The sequence below is a fragment of the Thainema salinarum CENA647 genome (genome assembly GCF_057732415.1).
Genome location: NZ_JBYJZJ010000022.1, coordinates 5,830,827 through 5,846,262, shown reverse-complemented (window position 1 = coordinate 5,846,262; position 15,436 = coordinate 5,830,827). Strand labels below are relative to the sequence as shown.

At 52.1% G+C, this 15,436-nt stretch carries 17 protein-coding genes and 1 pseudogene; 5 read left to right on the top strand and 13 right to left on the bottom strand.

The annotated features are described in order from the left end of the window. Positions 1 to 54: 54 nt before the first annotated feature. Positions 55 to 669 carry a hypothetical protein gene (locus tag AC286M_RS32410; RefSeq protein WP_488208331.1) on the bottom strand — a complete coding sequence of 205 codons (615 nt, stop codon included), beginning with the start codon at positions 667 to 669 and terminating at the stop codon, positions 55 to 57. An 84-nt stretch (positions 670 to 753) separates the two neighbouring features. Here AC286M_RS32410 and AC286M_RS32405 point away from each other — a divergent pair, with 84 nt between their 5' ends. Continuing rightward, positions 754 to 2,169, top strand: coding sequence for an IS4 family transposase (locus AC286M_RS32405; protein WP_488203605.1), 1,416 nt, complete (start codon positions 754 to 756; stop codon positions 2,167 to 2,169). 141 nt (positions 2,170 to 2,310) lie between these two features. On the opposite strand, the gene AC286M_RS32400 is transcribed toward AC286M_RS32405, so the two are convergent. The 8 genes and pseudogenes from AC286M_RS32400 to AC286M_RS32365 form a co-directional block, all read right to left on the bottom strand. Further along, on the bottom strand, positions 2,311 to 3,396 hold the full coding sequence (locus tag AC286M_RS32400) for a phage tail protein (protein WP_488208330.1): 1,086 nt from the start codon (positions 3,394 to 3,396) through the stop codon (positions 2,311 to 2,313). A gap of 21 nt (positions 3,397 to 3,417) precedes the next feature. Continuing rightward, positions 3,418 to 5,628 (bottom strand): putative baseplate assembly protein, encoded by a 2,211-nt coding sequence (locus tag AC286M_RS32395; RefSeq protein WP_488208329.1) that lies wholly within the window; start codon positions 5,626 to 5,628, stop codon positions 3,418 to 3,420. Between the two features lie 66 nt (positions 5,629 to 5,694). Then, positions 5,695 to 6,396, bottom strand: coding sequence for an IS110 family RNA-guided transposase (locus AC286M_RS32390; protein WP_488208328.1), 702 nt, complete (start codon positions 6,394 to 6,396; stop codon positions 5,695 to 5,697). Positions 6,397 to 6,525: 129 nt separating this feature from the next. Then, complete coding sequence (gene istB, locus AC286M_RS32385) at positions 6,526 to 7,323, bottom strand: IS21-like element helper ATPase IstB (RefSeq protein ID WP_488203569.1); 798 nt, start codon at positions 7,321 to 7,323, stop codon at positions 6,526 to 6,528. 379 nt (positions 7,324 to 7,702) lie between these two features. Next, positions 7,703 to 8,764 (bottom strand): annotated as a pseudogene (gene istA, locus AC286M_RS32380) (IS21 family transposase); the annotation flags it as partial. A gap of 177 nt (positions 8,765 to 8,941) precedes the next feature. After that, positions 8,942 to 9,238 (bottom strand): IS110 family transposase, encoded by a 297-nt coding sequence (locus AC286M_RS32375; protein ID WP_488208327.1) that lies wholly within the window; start codon positions 9,236 to 9,238, stop codon positions 8,942 to 8,944. 353 nt (positions 9,239 to 9,591) lie between these two features. Continuing rightward, the gene (locus AC286M_RS32370) at positions 9,592 to 10,008 is read right to left on the bottom strand and encodes a gp25 family contractile injection system sheath assembly initiator (protein ID WP_488208326.1); all 417 of its coding nucleotides are present in this window, start codon (positions 10,006 to 10,008) and stop codon (positions 9,592 to 9,594) included. 126 nt (positions 10,009 to 10,134) lie between these two features. Next, positions 10,135 to 10,641 (bottom strand): hypothetical protein, encoded by a 507-nt coding sequence (locus tag AC286M_RS32365; protein WP_488208325.1) that lies wholly within the window; start codon positions 10,639 to 10,641, stop codon positions 10,135 to 10,137. 129 nt (positions 10,642 to 10,770) lie between these two features. On the opposite strand from AC286M_RS32365, the gene AC286M_RS32360 reads away from it, so the two are divergent. The 4 genes from AC286M_RS32360 to AC286M_RS32345 all read left to right on the top strand — a co-directional run bounded on the left by AC286M_RS32360 (position 10,771) and on the right by AC286M_RS32345 (position 12,115). Continuing rightward, positions 10,771 to 10,941 (top strand): hypothetical protein, encoded by a 171-nt coding sequence (locus AC286M_RS32360; protein ID WP_488208324.1) that lies wholly within the window; start codon positions 10,771 to 10,773, stop codon positions 10,939 to 10,941. A 135-nt stretch (positions 10,942 to 11,076) separates the two neighbouring features. Then, complete coding sequence (locus AC286M_RS32355) at positions 11,077 to 11,385, top strand: DUF2442 domain-containing protein (protein ID WP_488208323.1); 309 nt, start codon at positions 11,077 to 11,079, stop codon at positions 11,383 to 11,385. A gap of 42 nt (positions 11,386 to 11,427) precedes the next feature. Continuing rightward, on the top strand, positions 11,428 to 11,760 hold the full coding sequence (locus tag AC286M_RS32350; protein WP_488208322.1) for a DUF433 domain-containing protein: 333 nt from the start codon (positions 11,428 to 11,430) through the stop codon (positions 11,758 to 11,760). Between the two features lie 4 nt (positions 11,761 to 11,764). After that, entirely contained in the window at positions 11,765 to 12,115 is a 351-nt protein-coding gene (locus tag AC286M_RS32345; RefSeq protein WP_488208321.1) for a DUF5615 family PIN-like protein, read from the top strand. A gap of 34 nt (positions 12,116 to 12,149) precedes the next feature. Here AC286M_RS32345 and AC286M_RS32340 read toward each other — a convergent pair whose 3' ends face one another. From AC286M_RS32340 to AC286M_RS32325, 4 genes are all read right to left on the bottom strand, one after another. Next, on the bottom strand, positions 12,150 to 12,794 hold the full coding sequence (locus AC286M_RS32340) for a sulfotransferase family 2 domain-containing protein (protein ID WP_488208320.1): 645 nt from the start codon (positions 12,792 to 12,794) through the stop codon (positions 12,150 to 12,152). Between the two features lie 110 nt (positions 12,795 to 12,904). Next, positions 12,905 to 13,552, bottom strand: coding sequence for a Shedu anti-phage system protein SduA domain-containing protein (locus AC286M_RS32335; RefSeq protein WP_488208319.1), 648 nt, complete (start codon positions 13,550 to 13,552; stop codon positions 12,905 to 12,907). 37 nt (positions 13,553 to 13,589) lie between these two features. Continuing rightward, positions 13,590 to 14,738, bottom strand: a complete 1,149-nt coding sequence (locus tag AC286M_RS32330; RefSeq protein WP_488203420.1) for a transposase — start codon at positions 14,736 to 14,738, stop codon at positions 13,590 to 13,592. 115 nt (positions 14,739 to 14,853) lie between these two features. After that, positions 14,854 to 15,435 carry a hypothetical protein gene (locus AC286M_RS32325; protein WP_488208318.1) on the bottom strand — a complete coding sequence of 194 codons (582 nt, stop codon included), beginning with the start codon at positions 15,433 to 15,435 and terminating at the stop codon, positions 14,854 to 14,856. Between the last annotated feature and the right edge of the window lies 1 nt (position 15,436).

The window sequence follows — 15,436 nt, the reverse complement described above, 5'->3', positions numbered from 1 at the left end:
AAGCGGACGGGGCATTACGGAATTTGCCCTTCGGGACGCACTCCCGCGCTACCACTAACGTGGCAAGCCACGGGGAATTAGACCCACAGAGATTAAACCTTGAGGTCGCGATCGCACAATTTGCCGAAAGCGCAGATCCACCTGATTGGCGGTTGGGAAAAAGCAGTCCGTTGGCATTTGCAGTTCCACGACACCCGGCTGTAGCTCAATGCGGCACAGCTCCACGTCTAATTCATCCGGTGGCGAATTACGCTCATCCAGCCGGAATGTTTCTTGCACAACCGTCGTTTCGCTGGTGATTGCCTTTAGCTGATCCGGGTCAACATAGCTGAGGACAAGATAAACCGTAATCGTTGATGAAACTGGCGTGGCTGCAATCCGATAGGTGACAGGTGACGGCACAACAATTGGATTACCCTTGGCATCAATTGCCATCCCCGGCTGTACTTGGAGCCAACGCCCATCGCGATACTGGGAGCTGATTTCACTGGGCGCAGGAATCACCTGCACATGCAGGCCGCAGACAATACCGGGTTGGTTCAGCGCCTGAAAATGCAGGTTCTGTCGCTGCCGATGATAGGCGTGGGCCACCTGCCAGCGATCGGCGGTGAGCAGCAGACCGTCGCTAACCTGGAGGCGTTCGAGTGGCTGAATCGGAGGCGTAGACATGATGATGACTGATGGTGTTGTTAAACAAAGGATGATTAAAGTGGAATGGCACTGACATAAGAGAGCAAAAAAGGCTTCAAGCGCCTGATTTGTCAGAATCAAACCGTTGAAGCCCATAACCTTGCCTCTATGATGCCGAATCGTGCGGACGTTCTCAAGGCCAACTATCAGAGCAGCATCGGTCTACCCTTTGCTGAGATGCTGCCGGAAGCAGAGATTGAAACTGTGCTGAGCGAGCAGGGAATCCGATATCGACAAGTCCTCTACACTCCCATGGTCGTCCTGTGGAGTTGGCTCTCCCAAGTGCTGGATGCCGACAGCAGTCTCAGCCATGCAGTCAAGCGAGTGGTGACCTGGATGAGCGTGTCGGGATTGGAGGTGCCCTCAGCCGATACCGGGGGCTATAGTAAAGCACGAAAACGCCTTCCCGAGTCGATATTTCCGCCCCTGTTCGAGCGGGTGGTGAGGGCGTTGCAGCGCCAAGTCTCCCCAGAGCAACGCTGGTGTGGCCGTCCGGTTAAAGCCTTTGATGCGACGACGGTCTTGATGAGTGACACGCAGGCCAACCAAGCCGAGTATCCTCAACACAGCAATCAGAAAGAGGGCTGCGGCTTTCCGATTCTCAAACTCCAAGTGTGGTTTTGTGTCACCACGGGAGCGGTTATGGCCGTGGCGATGGCTCCGTTGCGGGTGAGTGAATGGCGTCTAGCCCGCCAACTCTATCAGAAACTGCGCCCCGAGGATGTGGTGGTGGCCGATTCAGCCTATGGCACCTATGTAGATTTGGCCTGGGTCGCCCGGATGGGAGCCGATGCTGTCTTTCGCAAGCATCATCAGCGCCGCTGCGATTTCAGACGGGGCAAAAAACTGGGCATTGGCGATCACATCGTCCGCTGGCAGCGCCCGAAGCAATGCCCTCAAGCCCTCAAGCCGCAGGAGTTCGAGGCTCTGGCGGCATCCATTGAGGTGCGGGAAGTGTATCTCTTCATTCAGGTTCCTGGGTTTCGCCCGACCAACTTTGTGGTGGTAACGACGCTACTCGATCCCAACCGCTATCCCAAAGCTAAACTTGCCGAACTCTATCAGCTCCGCTGGCAGGCCGCCGAAGTTAATCTCCGGCATCTCAAAACCACCTTAGCCATGGAGATGATTGCTGCCAAAACACCCACCATGGTGAGCAAAAGTATTTGGGTGCATCTGTTGGCCTACAATCTGCTTCGCACCCTGATGTGGGAGGCGACAGCCGACGGCGAGGTCGGGGTGTTGCGAGTCTCTCTACAAGGTGCTCGGCAACAGTTCAATCACTTCCGGCCTGAGTTGCTGCATCTAGCTCCATCCGAACGACGGCGAGGCTACCAGGCCTTGTTAAACGTGGTGCGAGAGTTGGTGATTCCGTTTCGACCCAACCGTTCAGAACCCCGAGTTGTAAAGCGCCGTCCCAAACCGTTCCCAAGAATGCAGGAACCTCGCTCCGTCTTGAAAGCCAGGTTGCTAGCTTGATACAGCTTATGTCAGTGCCATTCGATTAAAGTGTTGTCGGATGGGCGTTGTCCACCCGTTCAACCGAGAAGATCGGGATAGGTTTAGCGCTAGCGTAACCTAATGACATCATCAAAATGGCTGAAATTAATTGAAATTAAGTTAGTTTTCACCTATAGAAAGAACGTTCGTGATGGTCATCACGGGAGCAGGGAGCCGTTCGACCTGCAAATCGTAGGAGCAAAAGGCGGGTTTTTCTTGCTCAATAATGGAGCGGACTAAGGTTTCATCAATTGGGTAATCTCCTTCTGGACGTAAACAAATTGAAAAGTGAAAAGGCCGACTGCCGCCCAGGGTGGCATCTTGACCAATGTGGGCGACGCCTAGCACAAAGCCCTGGCTAAAGTTTTCGGTAATGCTGATGTGTTTGCTCGCCTCATCCCGCAGATGTTCGTCCAGCGGCAAGCCCGTCGCTAAATGCAGGAAAAAGCGCAGACCACGCCGAGTGCCGCGCCAGCGATAGATTTGCATAGCGTGGCGGATGAGAAACCGTTGGCGCTCTATGGAAATCGGAGCTTGGAACGACCAGCCGACCCAGTGAGACAGAAAAGGCAAAAAAGCCGTCGGTGCAGTGAGCGGATCAAGATGCGCCCACATGGTTTCCAGGGTGTTCACCGACGGCTCAAACGTTTCCTCAAACAGCTTGAGAAAACGACCCACAAAATCAATATCGCGGTACAAATCGGGCAGGAAATTCAGGTACAGACTGCGAGGCCGAATGTGAAGCTGAAACGGTCGCGTTTCTCGCTGGGGCTGTCCCGCTTCCCCATCCCGAAGGGTTAATGTGAGCTGTCCTTGGTAGTCTAACTTGAGCGGCACCTGCTGACCAGAGTAAGACTGCTCAAAAAAGTCAGTTGCGATCGCAAAATATAGAACCGCATCCAGTTGATGATCCGGCGGCAGTTCTGATCCTTCAACTCCACCAATCCGGCACCACTCGGCGGGAAAATCGCCATTCACCTGCAAGTTGATCTGAAGTGGATTGGCTCCATAGTTTTGCACCTGGACAATTAGTTCGCTTGGCTCTCCTGGACGAATCAGCAAGCTGAGTGGATGCGCCAGATCTGGCGCTTGGAAAAACGTATCGTCTGCCAGTGCCACCGCCAATTCAGACGACGGCACCGCATCTGGCACCTGCATCGGCGTCAGCAATAGGCGATAGGTTTGACCGGAGCGAGCTTGTGTCATCCAGGTACCCTTAACTAACCTTTAACTAATCAGACTAATGGTGTGGGTTGAGCGCAGTTGATTATCGGCCCACGAGCAAATCAGCCCCAAGCTGCCGGGCCGCACGATATTATCCGGCGCAGGCGAGCGTCGCCACTGATCCTGATGCCGCCGGAACTCAAACAGCAGCACGGCTCCCAAGTAGCGCACCCCAGCAGTGCCCTGAATCAGAGAAATAATGTCCGAAGGGTAAACGGGTGCCCCAAACGGCCAGCCGTTGCCGTCTCGTCCCCCCGTCAGCGGATTCAAAAACCGATAGAGCGACACCTGAATCTGCTGCAAAATCGCCTGCTGCGCCTGGGGATTGGCATATTCCGGGTCGATGCCTACCTCTGTTTGCACCCCTACTCCGACATATTCCGGCTCCTTGAGCTGCACCTCAATCCCCAACAGTCGCCGCTCGTTCAGATACCCCTCAATCTGCTGGCGCAACTGCGGCGTCATCAAAAACTGATCGGGCGGAATGCCCACGCCCCGCTCGATCCCCATAATGTTGGTCTGCGGCACCACATAGACATCCACCACACCTGGTTTAGGACTCTGCTTGGGACAGCGACAGCGAGCCACCGCGCCCTGCCCCCCCTGGAGCGTCAGCGCCTCAAAATCCTCTGGTGTCACCGCGCGATCGCGAGTTCGCAACATCCGGGGCACGCGCAGCACGGCATCTTCCAGCGATTCGGCATCGGCTCCGTTGCGGGCCGGAGTGTGGTTGGTCACTGCCGACACGTAGGGCACCGCTGATTTCACGATCCGCAAACTGTGGCTCTGGACATTGCCCTTGCGTCCACCGCCTGTCCGGTAGCGAGACATGCGCAGAATGGCTCCGCGTGGAGGTGCCGCACCATACTGGCGCTCCATCAAAGTTGCGATCGCACTTCCTTGCGCTCTTAAAGACGACATCTGATTCAGCGGCGAGCCTTGATCCATCTGGGTAATCGCCCGAATCTGGGTTTGCTCCTTCAACTGGCTCGGCTCTCGAATTAGTGGCCCAAACTGCAGTTCTCCCGTCAAGGAATCTAGCGTATAGTGGCGATCCTCTGGCCCTGAATCAGCAAAATCGTTCACCTCTGCCCAAATCTGTGGCAGCCCGTCCGGTGGCGTCACGATCAGATGTTCCCCCTCCCGACGCGGCAGAATCGGCGCTCCCTGAATCTGGAATTTCTGCCCTGCTAGCCCGTTACTCTCACCCAGCAGCTCATCCCGAACCACCGTACACTGACTGGCATCAATCGTGCCGCCAATCGAGCGCACCGACACCCGCAGCAAGCGCGGCGAACTACTGTACCCCGTCTGATTCTGATTTGCTTGCGGTGGCGTATACACACAGCGCACCCAGCGGCCCTGATAGGTGGCGAACGACGTGACTGGAAACTGCTGCGGCAGGTGCAGCACCACCTCTGCTTCCTGCACAGGCGTTGTCCCGTCACCGATCTCATGGAAGCTAAATCCCTTCGTATGGTCATCCGCTTCCCGCAGCAAAATCGGCACCCAGCGTCCCCCGTCCCAGGCCTCCCAGCGGCGGGGCGGACGGTCGGGATTAATACCCGTGGAGGTAGCCGCTTCCCCAGACAGCGCTAGCGCCAACACATTCCCCTCAATTGGCTGATCGGGATCAAACACAATATATAGACAGTTTCCTGGCTGCGGGCGCTCACTGAAAATCATCTGCTCTCGCCCCGACCAGGTGCCATCGGACTGGCGCGACCACAGGTTAGCAAAGCGATCGCGCAAAATCGTTGGCTGCGTCTCCAGTAGTTCCGACGTCAGCAGGTGATTGATTTCCGGTAGCCCAATCGTCAGTGTTCGCTCGGTGCTGAAGATAATTGCCTCTTCGGTTTCCGTCCGCTCGGTTGCCACTTCCACGCCTACCGGAATCTGATACACCGTCGGTAGGCTAGCGGTTAAGTAAAACGTTGCTTCGGTAAACGCGGGCGCAGGTGGCTGGAGCCGAACCCCCAACAGTTCTAAAAAAACCACATAGTTGCGGCGCGGAATCTGGTTGAACCGCATCAGCATCTGGTCAGTCAACCAGGCAAACAGCTCAATCATTGTTACGCCTGGGTCGCCCGGATTATAGTTTGTCCATTCGGGACAGTAACGCGGAATCCGTAGAATGCACTCTTCGACCAGGTCTTTAAAGGCGCGGTCGTCGAGGTCGGATTTGGGCAGATTGGGCAGGAAGTCGAAGTCCATGTTGGGTGAGGAGTGAGGAGGAAGGCGAGAGCGATTATCTTAAAAGTCAAGTCGAAAGGAGGTCAATTACGTCATAGCAGCCTCCGGTGGTTGCCAGTGCGTGCCGTGCTTGAGCATGGCATTGAGGATCGTCAGCAGCTTGTGCATAGCGGCAATGCGGGCGACTTTGGCTAACTTGCCACGCTGTTGCAGCCGCTCATAAAAGGCTTTGATGACAGGGTTGTAACGAACTGCAACTAGAGTGGCCATGTAGAGCATCTGCCGAACGGGTTTGCGGCCACCAAAGATCGAGCGCTGCCCTCGCTTTTGCCCACTATCGCGATTGAGCGGAGCCACCCCAACGAGAGCGGCAATTTGACGGTGTGAGAGCGTTCCTAGCTCCGGCAGCAGAGCCAACAGGGTGTTGGCAACCACCTGACCGACACCTGGAACAGAGGTCAGTTGAGCCTGGTGCTGCTGCCACTGTTGGTTGTGTTCCACTTGCTCATCAATCGCTTGGTCAAGGTCGCTGATGCGGTCTTTGAGCCAGTCGATATGGGCTTGAACGTCTTCCTGAGCGGGACCTCGCAGTCCAGCTAAACGGTTGCGCTCCATGGTGAGCATCTCCACTAATTGGCGGCGACGGGTCACCGCATCCTGTAACTGTTGGTGAGCCTCACTGGCCAACGGTCGTAGCGGAGGCTGCATCGCTTCGCCAAACCAGGCGAGGATCGCCGCATCGATTCGGTCGGTCTTAGCCAGTTGATTGGCAGCTCTGGCAAATATCAAATGTCAAGCTTTTGGCGTGACGCGACAGCTAGATAGGCGAATCCGTCAGTTGAACCGTTGCCGATGAATAACGGAATGAATAATCGATCATAGCTGTCACGACAGCTATGATCGCTGACCAAATGAGGATTAAGCCTGAGATGAAGCGTGAGCGGAGCGCGTCGCGGCCGACCGTTTGCGATAGCTATCGGCCTGCATTTCAACAATCAGAGCATGATGAACCAGCCGGTCGACAGCGGCAACGGTCATCATGGTGTCGGCAAAGACAGCGTCCCACTGACTGAAGGGCTGGTTCGCGGTAATGAGCAGACTACGCCGCTCATAGCGATGAGCAATCAACTCAAAGAGGACAGAAGTTTCGGCTTCTGACTTTTTGACATAGCCGAGATCATCAATCACCAGCAAGTCAAAGCGGTCGAGTTTCTTGAGCAAAGCGGGCAGTTGCAGTTGTAATTTAGCCTGCTGCAACTGCTGAACCAAGGTGGTTGCGGCAAAGAACTTAGCCCGCTTGCCCAGTTCCACAATGGCGCGAGCGATCGCAGTTGCTAGATGGGTTTTACCCACGCCAGAGGGGCCAAAGATCAAACAGTTTTCGGCTCGCTCCAACCAGCGGGTGTCGGTGGTCAGTTGCATCAAAGGAGCCGGATTGAGCTGGGGAAGATGGTCCCACTCAAAGTTGGAAACCGTTTTGGCCGGGGGCAGTTGGGCCTCTTGTAGGGCGCGTTGGAGGCGCAGGCTCCAGCGCCGCTCCACCTCCAATTCGCACAGTGCCAGCAAGAATTGAGCGTAAGACCACTGGTCTTGCATGGCTTGATGTTCGAGGCTTTCCCAATGCTGGAGCATGTGAGAAAGCCGCAGTTGTTTGAGGTGCAGACTCAGGCTCTGGTAAGGACTGATCGGTGGCGTCGGCTCGGAGGAGTTGGTCATAGTCTTGGAGGTTATGTTGTTGCACCTGGATGTTCGGCAGGACGGACTCGCTCAGGAGTTGAAAGTGTTGACGCAGCGCGCTCAGCGTTACTGTGCCAGCGGCTAATTGCGCGTCTAGATACTGAGCCACTGCCGCTTCTCGGTTTTGCGTGGCCGCAATGTAGAGTGCTTCAACCATTAACCGAGCGGCAGAATCGCGGTCAAAAGACGTCTCCAGTTGGTGCCATAGAGAGCGATAGTGGTCATTGGGCAATAAGTCGTGCTGCCATGTGCAGTAGAGGAAGGCGCGGGGTTTGCGCCTGAGACCTTCGATAACATGGCGATAGTTGACGCACCGGGCGCGCCGTTTATCGTTGGCCGTCACGCGCACCCGTGGCAGTTCCACCACCAACTGGCGCTCCAGGTAGCCACAGATGCGGTCATGATACAGATGCAGTTCGAGCTGACGACCAATTAACCGGGAGGGCACCGTGTAGAGGATGCAGCGCACGTCAATGGTGCTGCGCGTGCTCACGCGGGCGGTGAGGACTTCATAATCAGCCACCCGATGATTGGGCAGGGGCTGTAAATGCTTCTGCTCTTCGGTAAACTTGGCTTGGTGCTGCTGATTGAGCTTATCAACCGAAGCCGCAATGAACGCTTGATAGGCGGCCACATTCTCAAAGTCATGGCTGCCCCGCAGATACAACGCTTGGGTGATGCGGTTTTTCAGATGGCCATGCGGAGACTCAATCGCGCCATTCTCGTGAGCAATCCCTTTGTTATTGCGCGTCGGTTCTAGACGGTAGTGGTGGCACAGGTCATCATACAGGCGAGTCAACGGTTTGCGACCTGTGCCACCGGTATTGCGATAGGCGGCGCTCAGGCTATCGGTGCGATGCTCCTTGGGGGCTCCACCACTGGCAAACAGCGCATTCTGCAACCCTTCCGATAAAGCGATAAAGCTCTCGCCCCCTTGAATCACTTGGGCATAGCGCCAACCGCTATAGGCCAAGCGGTAGTGGTAGAGCAGATGCTCAAACGGTTGACCGTTAATCGTAATCTCAACGCCTTTGAGTTCCGTGAAGTCGGAGATGCCCATCACCCCAGGCTCGTGGCGTAGTTCAAACATCACTTCCGGTGCTTCACCATACAATGCTTTCCACGTTTTCACTCGCCGTTGCAGGGTGCGCAGCACTTGCGGATATTGACCGGGATAGCGCTCTTGTAAGTACTCGAACAACGTCATTGGCTTCAGTCTTGGCTCACGCCGCAACATCGGTTCCAACTCGTCTTCCCATACCCCAGCTAACGGGTCGGCGCTGGTGCGCCAATCCCGCAAGCGACCTCGATTGGGTTGATGCGTCCCTGCTTCAATTCGTTGACCGGTTCGGTCTGAAAAGTCGGCAATCGCAGCTGCATCACTCTGCGTTAGGCCGAGCTCTCGCGCTTTCTTATACACTTTGATTTGATAACTTTGAATAGTTTGTTTGGGCACTGGTGGCTTCCCCACATTCTTGGGAGATGCCTCTAGTGTCTTTTTCTATGACGACAACTGGAACAGGTGATAAAAAATGGTGCTCTCTACCCGGCTGTGTAACTGTCGTCGGCAGGTCTCACCCGCCTATGTCATTGTCGTCTAATAGGCAAAGTTGCGAGCTTGCTTGGCGTTGATCACCGCTAGTGCATAGCCCTGCTGCTGTGCTGCAAGCGCGATGTGTCGCTCATAGCCACCTGTGGCTTCAACGATGATGCGACCCACCTGCGACGGCTTGGCCAACCGACGGGTTAAATCCTCAATTCCCTCACTGCTGTTGCTCACTCGGAAGTTCTCTCCAGACGGTCTAACATAAACATCCAGCCACCGTTTACACACATCAATGCCGACCCACTGCTTGACGGCTGATGACCTTGAGTCGGTTGATTGCGCGCACATAGTACTCTCCTTGTAGCGAATTCTAGATGGACGATACACACAACTCAGCCTTGCGTCATTCGGGATCTCTTTGTCCCTGCCGATGATCCGAGTTTGGGGTATCAAGTTGAGAGGCGACCCTGGCTCTCGCACGATGTCTCGCATCTCAGGAGGGTCGGTCTACCTCTCTTCTCTCAACATACAAGGAGTGGGAGGGTGGATGGGTGAGGGGGTAGATGGGTGGGAGACTAAGGGAGAGGGGGGTATATGGGTGGGAAGGTAGATGGGTAGGAGTTGTGTAGGGTGTGTTAGGCGTTAGCCGTAACGCACCAGACTTCTTAAGCCTCACTCCTCTCGCCTTACTCCTCACCCCTTCACTCAGGAGACATGAGATAAAAGGGGTAAACAATGCTGCGGCGGACAGGGTTGTTTTTGGGGTGGTACTGGATGATGATGTCCACGCGACCGCGTAGCGGATCGGGTTCGGTGGTGATTTGGTCAAGGATGATGCGCGGTTCCCATTTTTCGAGAGCTTCTTGGACGTGGAGCCTTACTAGCAGCAGGGTTTCGGTGCTCATGGGCATGAAGGTGAGTTCGGACAGCCGACAGCCGAAGTCGGGCCGATAAACTCGTTCGCCAATCCGCGTTCGCAGAATAATCTGAATCGATTCTTCGATATTTGTGCGACCTGCGCTGAGCTGTAAATCACCCTGGACGCTTATCCGCATGGGGAAACACCAGCCACGCCCCAGATGGGCATCGGGTTGTGTAGACTCGGCAAAATTCGGCATTGCTGACGGCCACCTATACCACTGACTGCCGCCAGCTTAGCCATCTGGTTTCTGGGTTCCTATTCGCCAAAAGTCGAATACGGAGGTGAGGGTAATCACCCTTGGTTGGTGCAAGATGTGAGCATACTAATTTTGAACCGTCTGTTTTTGATAGATGGTCGGAATGGCTATTGTTAGCAACATCATCAGGTTGGCGAGCCAGAACAGCACGATGCTGGTAAAGCCAAGCAACTCTAAATGGGAGAGCGAGAGCTGGTTGAAGCCATCAAATAACTGCCACAGTCGAAACGCGGTATAGCAAAAGCCGATGGGCACGACGACGCTAGCAACGAGCCAGCGGCTGAACGTTGACTCTGAGAGGAGCTGTACGACTACGACTAGAACATAGCTACTCCAGAATGACAAAGCGGCAGGTTGCTGCCGAGCTTGAATCCACAAGGCCAGTGGGACTAAAACTCCCAAAACCGACGCCAGCTTGACCCAAGCTTTCAGAAATGCCCCCTGTTTGTCGTTGAAGCCAATTTCGGCGGAAAAGGGCAGCCGTTGCGTTTTAACGCCGTAGCCATAACCAATGGCGATGCTAGTTGAGATCGCAATAAATAGCGCTATCACCAGTCCGTTATCTATTGCCATGACTGCCTCCTGATTCAACATCGATAAAAAAGGAAGTGCGATCGCACTTGCCTCTAATTTCTACTTTGAATGATGGAAGCTGGTCTTGGAGCATGAATGAACGAAATCAGCGTTTGATCTTGGGATGCGATGATTATCCTGAAACACTACATTCGCGCCCACCAAATGGATGTCACCAACCGCTGGAAGCATTTTCTAGACGATGAACGCTACCGTCAGCTCTTCCAGCACCCAAAACTCTGGGACTATTCCGAACGTATCTTCGGGCACTTCGCCGGAACAGAAGCATTGAAGTTTTAAGTTCTAGCCATTCAATCGAGAACAGTTGACATCTGCTGTGTCAGCTATATTTGAAACATCCCAATCACTTGTTTTGAATGCCAACTCTGTTAATAGTCGGCCCCTATCGCTTCTTCTGTTACGCGGGCGACCGTGATGAACTCTTTAACGATTGAACTGCTCGAAATACCTCAAATTCAAAGCGTGACGATTACAGAGGACACGCTATCTGCCGATTTGTCTGATGGGCGTACGATATCTGTTCCACTAGCATGGTATCCACGTCTTCTGCATGGTTCCGTGGAAGAACGCAGCCAATGGCGTTTGATTGGCAACGGTGAAGGCATTCACTGGGCAGAACTCGACGAAGATATCAGCATCAAAAATCTTATTCTTGGACAACTATCAGGAGAAAGTCAAAAATCATTTCAACGATGGCTAGAAAATCGCGCAGCAATGACTTAATCGTGCTTGAGTAAAAGTATCAGAAATCAGGAAGCTTGATTTATGAGTCTCATTTTGGAACGCGAAACACCACCGCTGCGTGAGGATGAAACCGGAGCCATTCGAGTCGGAACTTCCAGAGTGCTGCTGGAGACTGTCGTGCGAGCGTTTCAGGATGGTGCATCACCTGAATCGATTGTTCATCGGTACTCAACTCTTTCTTTAGCAGATGTTTATAACACTATTGGTTATTATCTGCGACATCAGGATTCTGTCGAAGTGTATTTAAACCAGAGAGAACAGATGGCTGAAGCAGTGCAGCAACGTCTATCTAGTATTCAGCCAGATTTAACGTCGATCCGTGCTCGTCTACTCTCTCGGCAAAAACAGCAGTAGGGGTATGCTGAAATTGTTGAGCGATGAGAACTTCAATGGTGATATCGTTCGAGGATTGTTTCTGCGCCAACCTGATCTAGATCTATTGCGAGTTCAAGATGTTGGTTTGCGAAAAATCGATGATCCGGCAATTTTAGCTTGGGCAGCAGACAACGAGCGTATTCTTCTGACACATGACCGAGCAACAATGCCAGATTTTGCCTACAACCGTTTGGTTGGAGGGGAGGCAATGGCAGGGATGTTTGTCGTCAATGATCGAATGCCAATTCGACAGGCAATAGATGAATTGCTGCTGCTAATCGACTGTAGTGAGCAGGCAGAGTGGCAGGGGATTGTACTGTATCTACCGCTATAACAGTTCAAGCTCTAATCACGACTGACCGCAAGTGTCATGCTCGCTCGAACTGATAGCCAAATTCGGCGATATCTTTGGCGTACCAGTTGCGGACGATTTCTACTGCTTCGTCGGAATAGTAGGCGCTGTAGTGCTTGTGCTGGGAGGCGTTGACGTGGGGGAGTTTGGCCTTGGTGCCGATCCGTTGGGCAATCACATCAAAGTCTTCATTTAAGCGCTCGAAGCGACCAATGAAATCCACGTCGATTTGGTCGTTCTCATTGACGAGCCAGTCTACCTGGGGCAGAAACATCTTGGGCTTGTCGTAATACTGCGGATCTTGCTCAACCAGGGTACGCTTGAGCCAATTCTCAAAGCTGACGTTCTCTTCTCCTAAGCCCGTTTGGTTATTGCGCATCCGGTAATGGTAAAGCGACACAACCCGCCCCCAGGGATTACGGACGATGGTGAACTTAAACGCTTTCTGCCAGCGGTCTTCGCTGATTTCGGCCTTCAGTTCCTGTACGGTGCGATGGCGTTGGGGGAGACGGATGGCGCGTTCGATGCTGGTGCCACCGTTTTTGTTGATATGAACAAAGATGTAATCGACTGAGGCTGGATCAGATTTGAGATGCCAGTAAAACTCGCGGGCCCGATCTTTCAATGCAACCGGAATCAACTGTTTGAGTTGCGCCATCATGAGCGTCCTACGTGAGATGAGTGAACTGCTAACAGCTTTAGAGTGCCCAATATGCTAATCAAAATCAATCAAAAGGTCAAAAATGATTAGTATGCACTTTATCAATATTTTTATTTGATACGGTATAACTGAAACCTAGCCATAGAAATTAATTCATCATAAGTGATAATTGATGCATCTCTTGTCCTTCGCAAATTTTGTCTTTCCTCAGGAGGAAAGTCGCTGCTATGCCCAATTACTAGATACTTTCTTGGATGTTTAACTCTGATGCCTTTTGTCTCAAAAAGCCATTTCTGATTGATTTCTTGAGAGCACCATTGTTCATATTCATCAATTTGCGCTAATGCATGATCAACCTCGAACGATGGATGTGAACGTATATTATTTCCAACCAAAGGTCTAGATTGGAGTTTAGGTAGCTTGAAATCTAAAATATTTGCATATCCATCGCTATCAGTAGGCATAAAATCTGGCTTGAGGTTAGGTTTTCCGTTAGGATACTGCCACTTAAGCAAAATCTGTGGGTTGATTTCACGCACACCAAGCCCAAGCTGTAATATTTCTGGATTCTTTTCGATGAATTTTGTTAGTTGTGTTTCACTATTGCTTGTATCACCAACAAGTTCAATAAATTGATTGAGTTTTCCATGAAGTTCTATGTCATACTTAGGCAAAGTACAAGCTAATATGAGATCAGCTAGCTTCTCTGGTCTAGTAGGATAAACCCAGTACCCATTTTCTAAAGGCCATGCTTCCAAAAAATCAACACGCCTTACTTCAACACTCCGGACAGATTTAGGAGACTATCGCCCCGTAATCAAGCAGCTTTTGGTAATTAGGATGGGATTTAATTAAAGTCGGCTCCAAGTCAAACTGGTCAATAAATCGGTCTAAAAGATGTTGGTTGAGGGCCAGTCGTTTGAAAGAGGCGAGCGAGAAGCTCAGCGAATCATCGTCTTTCTGGTTGTTTTGCAACGCGACTTTAGCCAGGTTCAGTGCCATCAAACTGGCATTGACATGGGTGTCTATCGCTTCGGCAGAGCGAGCTTGACAGTCCACTAACCCGGTAAACTGACGAGCATCACGGAAAATAAATTCAATCTGAAATCGGGCCGTGTAGCACCGGTAAAGGAGGAACGGGTCAATGTTGAGGTCGGTAGAAAACAGCACGACATAACTGCGGCGACCCCGATGCTCTTTGAGCAGATAGGCCAACCGGATGTTGCGCTTGAGGCTGACCGACCAAACGATGGCGGTATAAAGATAAACTCCATCGTCCAAGCGTTTGACCAACTGAAATCGTCGGTGGTCTTGCAGGTTGACCTTGCCGTCAAAGCGTCGAGGAGCACCTCGCCCTTGGTATGGCCCCTCATAGAGGAACTTGAGGTTGGCATCACAGCGCAGTTTGCCAATCGCATGAAACCCGAGTTGCACCACGCCAGTGACCCACTTGTACTTGCTGTAAAACCCGTCGGCGACAATGTAGCGAATCCAAGTGGGGAAGAACGTCAGGCAGTAGGCCAGATGCCCCAGATAGAAGTCAATCCGGTTGCCCTTCGCGCCCTTTCCCTGTTTCGAAGACGCTCTCAAATGAGGTAAGTCTGCCTCGGTTTGCTGGGCAGACAGCGTGTACCCTGTATTCTGCTCCAGATCGACAATCGCCACCACTGACAGTTCTAAGCCCCGTTCTGGACGCTGGGTTTTACCGTTGTAGAACTGGTCTAGACCGTAGGTGTGCCGTCCACTTTTTTCCATAAAGGTGCAATCGACCACTGCGACCTGAACCGCCTCGTCTCGTCTTAATGGTTCTATCAGTGCTTGATTGAGTCCTTCGAAGCCAATACCCCGTTCGAAGTGTCGACGGTAACTTCGCTCGCTTAAGTCACTGTAACGACTGAGGTTGGCGTAGTTCACCTTGCCACAGACCACGAAAATTGTGGTCATCAAGGTCAACAAAAACTGTTGTTGGGGTTTACCAAATGGCCTGCTGTCTCCAGCAAACCGGTTAGAATCCGATTGAGGCTATCCATTGGTGCGACATGTTAGGTACATTCGCACTCTACACGGTGGATAGCTTTCTTCGCACTCTCCCAAAAACTGTCCGGACTGTTGTTACTTTTAGATTTCCTAATTCATCTGTCCAGAAAAAAGTAGAGTTGGAAATATAAAAAGGGTTCTCCGCTGTCCTAAAATCGGGTATACCCTCAAATACAGCGCTTTCATTCTCGTGAAAAAACTTGTATGAATAGTCACATAGTCTATCAATCGAATTGCCCAAGAAGAAATTTATATTTTCTACTCTGTTATCAAGATCCCAAAATCTGTCTAATTTTGGAATACCTTTTGGAATGGTTCTATATGGGAGATGAGAAATACTGATGTCTAAGAAGTCAAGCAGATTATCATGGAAATCAGCCGTCACGGTAAAATAAGCGCTTTCTGGTTGATTTGGCCCAATATATTCAACAGTTAGATAACCTCTTAGTAAACCGAAACGAATTTTCTTAGGAAAAGGAAAGGCTGGATTCAGGATAGATCTAAGACTAGGATTCTCTTGTAGAGAGTTGTGGATTTTTCTAAAAGTAAGATTATTTAATCGACTGGTTTTTTCGCATAAGCGTCTAATAAACTCTTCATCCATA